General features: G+C 73.1%; 4 protein-coding genes and 2 pseudogenes. All 6 read right to left on the reverse strand.

Going from position 1 to position 6235, the window contains the following annotated elements; genetic code table 11:
* Positions 1-154: 154 nt before the first annotated feature.
* On the reverse strand, positions 155-2488 hold the full coding sequence (locus ACFWN1_RS30700) for a HelD family protein (RefSeq protein WP_384369183.1): 2334 nt from the start codon (positions 2486-2488) through the stop codon (positions 155-157).
* Between the two features lie 87 nt (positions 2489-2575).
* The gene (locus tag ACFWN1_RS30705; RefSeq protein WP_384369186.1) at positions 2576-3397 is read right to left on the reverse strand and encodes an anti-sigma factor family protein; all 822 of its coding nucleotides are present in this window, start codon (positions 3395-3397) and stop codon (positions 2576-2578) included.
* Positions 3397-3990, reverse strand: coding sequence for a sigma-70 family RNA polymerase sigma factor (locus ACFWN1_RS30710; RefSeq protein WP_384369192.1), 594 nt, complete (start codon positions 3988-3990; stop codon positions 3397-3399). Before ACFWN1_RS30710 ends, ACFWN1_RS30705 begins: the two co-directional genes overlap by 1 nt.
* Positions 3991-4260: 270 nt before the next feature.
* A complete protein-coding gene (locus ACFWN1_RS30715) occupies positions 4261-4824 on the reverse strand; it encodes a CGNR zinc finger domain-containing protein (RefSeq protein WP_384369189.1) in 564 nt (187 codons plus the stop codon).
* A gap of 467 nt (positions 4825-5291) precedes the next feature.
* Positions 5292-5684 (reverse strand): annotated as a pseudogene (locus tag ACFWN1_RS30720) (glycosyltransferase); the annotation flags it as partial.
* Positions 5663-6235 (reverse strand): annotated as a pseudogene (locus ACFWN1_RS30725) (translation initiation factor IF-2); the annotation flags it as partial. The pseudogenes ACFWN1_RS30725 and ACFWN1_RS30720, both read right to left, overlap by 22 nt.

Here is a 6235-nt window from a genome sequence, read left to right on the forward strand (position 1 = left end):
CATTCATGACACCGACCCGCCATGCTCGCCTCGCGGCAAGTGGTCGCTCGTAGCGACGATGGTTGGGCCCGGGGGCTTGGATCGGGCCGGTGCCACGACAAGGCTAACAAACGGACCCCGGGGGGCATTCCCCCGTGCACGCGGTTCGTGGAAGTCAGTCCCGCAGCAGGTCCGGAACGCCGGCCGGGTCCGGCTCGTCGCGGTCGCCGGAGACGACGGTGAGCTGCTGGGTCGCCCGGGTGAGGGCCACGTACAGCACGCGCAGGCCGGCCGGGGACTCGTCGGCGATCTCGGCCGGGGAGACGACCACGGTCGCGTCGTACTCCAGGCCCTTGGCCTCCAGGCTGCCGAGGGCGGCCACCCGGTCGCCGAGCCCGGCGAGCCAGCGGCGGGCCTCCTCGCGGCGGTTCATGGCGACGACGACGCCGACGGTGCCGTCGACCATCCCGAGCAGCCGCTCGGCCTCCGCGCGGACGGTGCCGGCCAGGGAGTCCCCGGCGACCTCGAAGCGCGGCTGGACGCCGGTGGAGCGTACGGCGCGGGGGGACTCGGAGCCGGGCATGGCGAGGGCGAGGACCTTGGCGGCCAGCTCGGCGATCTCGGCCGGGTTGCGGTAGTTGACGGTCAGCTCGAACCGGCGCCGGGGACGGGAGCCCAGGGCCTCGTCGCGGGCCCCGGCCGCCTCGTCCGGGTCGGACCAGGAGGACTGGGCGGGGTCACCGACGACCGTCCAGGTGGCGTGCCGGCCCCGGCGGCCGACCATGCGCCACTGCATCGGGGTGAGGTCCTGGGCCTCGTCCACGATGACGTGCGCGTACTCGGTGCGCTCCTGGGCGAGCCGCTCGGCCCGCTCCCGCTGGGTCTCCTCGCGCACCGGCATCAGCTCGTCCAGGCCGGTGAGCTGGTCCAGCGGGTCGAGTTCGCGCTTCTTCCGGGGGCGGGCGGGGGCGCCCAGGATCGCCTGGAGTTCGTCCAGCATGGCGATGTCGTGCACGGAGAAGCCGTCCCGCCTCAGCGCGCGGGCTACCTTGCGGACCTCGCCGGGGTTGAGGACACGGCGGGCCCAGCGGCCGAGCCGCCGCTCGTCGGCCATGGCCGCGAGCACGCCCCTGGGGGTCAGCTCGGGCCACCAGGCGTCGAGGAAGGCGAGGAAGGAGTCCTCGTCGGCCACGTCCTCGTCGAAGGAGGCGCGCAGTTCGGCGGCCAGCTCCGGGTCGGTGTGCCGGGAGGCGGCGCCGGACCTGGCCCACAGGGCGTCCAGCAGCAGCTTGCGGGCGCGGGGGCGGAGCAGGTTGACCGGGGCGGTGCCGCCGAGCGCGGTGTGCCGGACGGACTCCAGCTCCCCGGCCTCCAGTTCCAGCCGCCGGCCGAAGGCGACCACGCGGAGCCGGGCGGGCGGAGCCGCGCGCTCAGCGCCCGCAGCGCCCGCAGCCCCGAGTTCGAGGGCGCCGCGCGCGGCCCGGCGCAGCACCTTCAGCATCCGGTACGAGCCCTTGGCGCGGGCCACGGCCGGGGAGTCGTGGAGCGTGGCCTCGACACCGTCGACCAGGGAACCGATCGCGCGGATGGCGACCTGGCCCTCCTCGCCGAGGGAGGGCAGCACGCCTTCGGTGTAGGCCACGAGCAGCGGGGTCGGCGAGACGATCAGGATGCCGCCCGCGTAGCGTCTGCGGTCCTGGTAGAGCAGATAGGCCGCGCGGTGCAGGGCGACGGCGGTCTTGCCGGTGCCGGGGCCGCCCTCCACGTAGGTGACGGAGGCGGCGGGGGCGCGGATGACCTGGTCCTGCTCGGCCTGGATCGAGGAGACGATGTCCCGCATGGTGTGCCCGCGCGCCTGGCCGAGGGCTGCCATCAGGGCGCCGTCGCCGATGACGGGCAGCTCCTCGCCGTCCAGGGTGGCCGTCAGCTCGGGGCGCATCAGGTCGTCCTCGACACCGAGGACCCGGCGGCCCTTGGAGCGGATGACCCGGCGCCTCACCACCCGGCCGGGGTCGACGGGGGTGGAGCGGTAGAAGGGCGCGGCGGCCGGCGCCCGCCAGTCGATGACCAGCGGGGAGTAGTCCTGGTCCAGGACGCCGATCCGCCCGATGTGCAGGGTCTCGGCGATGTCGGCGGTGTTGTCGGGACGCACGGCTCCGTCGGCGGGCTCGACGGCGGTGTAGGCGCCGTCCGGGCCCTTCTTGCCGTCCTTGCCCTGGAGCAGGTCGACGCGGCCGAAGAGGAAGTCCTCGAACTCGTTGTTCAGCCGGTTGAGGTGGATGCCGGCCCGGAAGACCTGCGCGTCCCGTTCGGCCAGTGCGCCCGGGGTACCCACATGGCCGCGCTGGGACGCGTCGTGCATCAGGAACTCGGCCTCGTGGATCTTCTCCTCCAGGCGCTGGTACACCCGGTCCAGGTGTTCCTGTTCGACGCTGATCTCTCGGTCCCGTACGGAGTCGTTAGCGCCGTGTACCGAGCCGACCGCGGAATGCTGAACCTGAGCGGCCACCGGGCCCCCTTCTGACGTGCTGGGCAGCCGTCAACCGTACGCGAAGAGGACCCGGTAAAGCTACGCGGGCGTGATTCTAGGCACCCACTAGGCGTCCACTTGGACGAGCTTCTTGCCGTCCAGGGTCATGACATCGAAGTGAGCGATCTCGCCGGGCTGCAGAGCGGTGCCGCCCCCGATGAACAGGGGGTTGCGGGCCTGCTCGGTCGTGGCACCCGGGAGGCCGTAGCCGTCCTTGGGCACGCTCCAGGAGCCGAGTGTCTGCCGCTCGCCGTTCTTGCCGACCGCGATCAGGGAGCACTTCTGCTCGCCCTTGACGCCGGTCAGCCGCAGCACCGCGTCGGTGCCCCAGGTCTTGCCCTGCAGGGCGACGGTCGCGGAGACACCGGTGCCGGTGTCCGTGCCGGTGACCTTGGTGGGCAACTGGTCGAAGTGGTCCTTGGCGGAGGCGGCCAGCGGGGTCGCCGTCCGGCTCGTACCACCACCGCTCACCGACATCACGGCCACCGGGCCGCCGATGATCAGCGCGGCCGCCGCGGCGACCAGGTAGAAGCCGCGGCGCCGCTTGCTCGCGCGCCGCTCCGCGACCTCGTCGACGAGCTTCTCGACCAGCCTCGGACTCGGCCGCGCGGACAGCGACTCCCCGATGACCGGGGTGCTGCCGGTGCCCGGCAGGTCCGCGAGGGCGGCCAGCATGGGCTCCATCCCCGCGAGTTCGTCCAGTTGCTGGGCGCACCACTCGCAGCCCGCGAGGTGCGCCTCGAACGCGGTCGCCTCGGTGTCGTCGAGAATCCCGAGGGCGTAGGCGCCGACGGTCTCGTGCTCGTTCGGCACCGGAGATCCCTGCATGGGGCCAGACATACCCCTGCCCCCCGCGCCGAATCCTCGTGTTCCCCCGTACACGCTCATCACGCCGTCACCCCCCGCTCCTCCAGTGCCAGCTTCATCGATCGCAGGGCGTAGAACACCCGGGAGCGGACCGTGCCGCTCGGTATCCCCAGGGTCTGAGCCGCCTCGTTGACGGTGCGTCCCTTGAAGTAGGTCTCGACGAGCACCTCACGGTGGGCCGGGGTCAGGTCGTCCAGCGCGTCCGTCAGCGTCATCAGCCACAGCGCCTTGTCGATCTCGTCCTCCGCGGGGATGACCTCCAGCGGCGACGGATCGACCTCCTGCGGCCGGGCCTGCCGGCTTCGGTGGCCGTCGATGACGATGCGCCGGGCGACCGTCACCAGCCAGGGGCGTACCGAACCGGTCGCCCGATTGAGCTGACCGGCGTTCTTCCAGGCACGGATGAGTGTTTCCTGTACGACGTCCTCGGCTCGCTGCCGGTCACCGGCTACCAACCGGAGGACATAGGCGAGGAGTGGTCCGGCGTGCTCCCGGTACAGAGCACGCATCAACTCCTCGTCGGGTTCCGACGACTGTGAGGGCTGCGAGGACATGCGATGTCGGGCCCTCGATCCAGGTTCTTTGGCCACGGCCGCATCCTTGCGCACGCCCACCTCCGATGTCCGGGGCTTGTCCCCGCCGGTCGCTCGCCCCTTCGTACGGGGCACGAGGCGCGGCTGTTCAAGGTGGGGTGGTGTTTTTCTCAGGAGTGGTGTGACGAGCGGGACATGCACGCACATTCCCCCCGCGCGATCTTTACATTTCCGACACGACGTCAAGTGCGGCGGGGTTGCCCCGACTTGAATTCACACAAACGCGGTGTAGCACAGATCACAGGTCGCAAGTAAACTCTCATTTGCGGCACTTGGCCCGCACCCGGACGTTCAGGACCGTGCGAGCGCCACCCGCCGCCGGTGTCTGGCGACCCGTTCCCGGTTCCCGCACCCCTCACTTGAGCACCATCGCCTGCGCCGCCCGCGGGAGGTGTCGAGATACAGCAGCGGACATCCGTCCGCCTCGCATTCCCGCACGGCCGCCCGCGCGAGGGGGTCGGTCAGGAGGTCGACGGCGTCGCGGGCGAGGACGGAGAGGAGCGCGGCAGCCGTGGGCTCCTCCGCCAGCTCCCGCACGAGCGGCCCGCTCCGCCGCGCGACCGCCCGCACCGCCAAGGGTGCGGCGGCGCGGGCGGCGCGGTTGATCCGGTCCAGGGAGTCGGCGGGAGCGCTGGAGGCGCGTACCGACCTTTCGACGTGCCGGCGCAGTTCGAGGAAGCGCGTGACCCATTCCCCGTCGGCCTGCCGCAGCCCGGTCCGCCCGGGTACCAGACCGGCCCCGACGACCCAGCCCACCAACTCCTCGACCGTGCCGAGCCGTTCCTCCGGATGCGCGGTGGCCAGCAGATCGAGGCAGCACCGGCCTGCGTCGAATCGTGGTGTACCGGGTGCCATGCGCAACGTCACCGCCTAGGCAGGAGGGCGTCTTCCCGCTCCCCTCCACAGTGCCCCTGCCGCGCGGCCTCCGTAACCCCTCGCGTCCGGGCTCATGCGGCCCGGTGACGGCTGTCGCGGCGCGGGCGTCCGTCCGGCCACAGCCGTGGGCTCCGCTTCGCCGCCAGGTCCTCCGCCCGGCCGAAGGTAAGGACGCAGGCGCAGATCAGGGTCCAGGCCAGGGCGAGGACGGGCCAGGGACTCTCCTGGAGCCAGGGGCACTTCTCGTCCGGGACGTCGTAGCGCCAGAGCTGGCCCCGGAGGGTGGAGGCGATCAGGACGCAGAGGTTGTGCCAGAGATGGATGGTCACCGCGCGGGAGTTGAGCAGGGTGATCAGGCGGTCGAAGGGGCGCAGCGGGCGTGGCCAGTCGGTCCAGGCCGGGCGGATGTGCAGCAGCACGGTGGCGAGGGACCACAGGGACTGGGCGAAGACGAGGAAGACGTCGATCAGCGGGGCCGGCAGCGGCGCGACCACCATGAACAGCGAGACCAGCGGTAGCCCGACCCGGCCGAACCGCCCCGGGGGCACGCGTTCCAGGACGGCCCGGCGGTGTTTCCAGATGGCCTGCGTGGTGCCGTAGGACCAGCGGTAGCGCTGGGACCAGAGCTGCCGCACGGACTCCGGGGCCTCGGTCCAGGCGCGGGCCTTCTCCGCGTAGACCACCCGCCAGCCGTCGCGGTGCAGGGCCATGGTGATGTCGGTGTCCTCGGCGAGGGTGTCGTCGCTCATCCCGCCGGCCCGTTCCGGCGCGGTGGGGCGCAAGGCCTCCACCGCGCCGGGGATGGTCGGCATGCGGCTCAGCACGTCGTACATCCGCCGGACTCGCTGGCGGCCGGGCTGGGCGCGGTGGTGCTCGGCACCGGGGACGCCTCGGTGGACGCGGTGGCGCTGGGCGTCGGCGGCGCGCTCGCCCCGCCGGGCGCGGGCGGCGCGGACCGGCCCGGTACCGGGCTTGCCGAGGCGGGCGGCCGGGCCGCCGTGGTGGCAACGGCGTCGGCTGCGGCGCTCCGCCGTGCCGGTACGGGTACGGCGGCGACGGTGGTAGCGGCGGCGGTGGCGGGTGCGGCACCCGGCGCGGCGGGCCCGGTGCCGGTGCGGTCGCGGCCGCCGCTCCCGGGCGCGGCCGGGGCCGAGGCGCTGGGCCGGGGTGAGGTGTCGACCCGGCTCGCGGGCTTGTCCTCCTTCTGCGGCACCGGCAGCCAGGGCGCGGAGCTTCCGGAGAGCAGGGTGACGCCGATGACCCCGGCGTAGCCCGCGCAGAGCCCGGCGACCAGCAGGCCGAGCTGCCGGAAGGTGCGGCCGCGGCGGCCGGACTCGTCCACGAACACCGGCCGGTCCGAGCCGTCGGCGGCGCCCGCCCGGTCGGCGGG

This window comes from Streptomyces sp. NPDC058459 (assembly GCF_042721685.1).
In the GTDB taxonomy this organism is placed as follows: Bacteria; Actinomycetota; Actinomycetes; order Streptomycetales; family Streptomycetaceae; genus Streptomyces.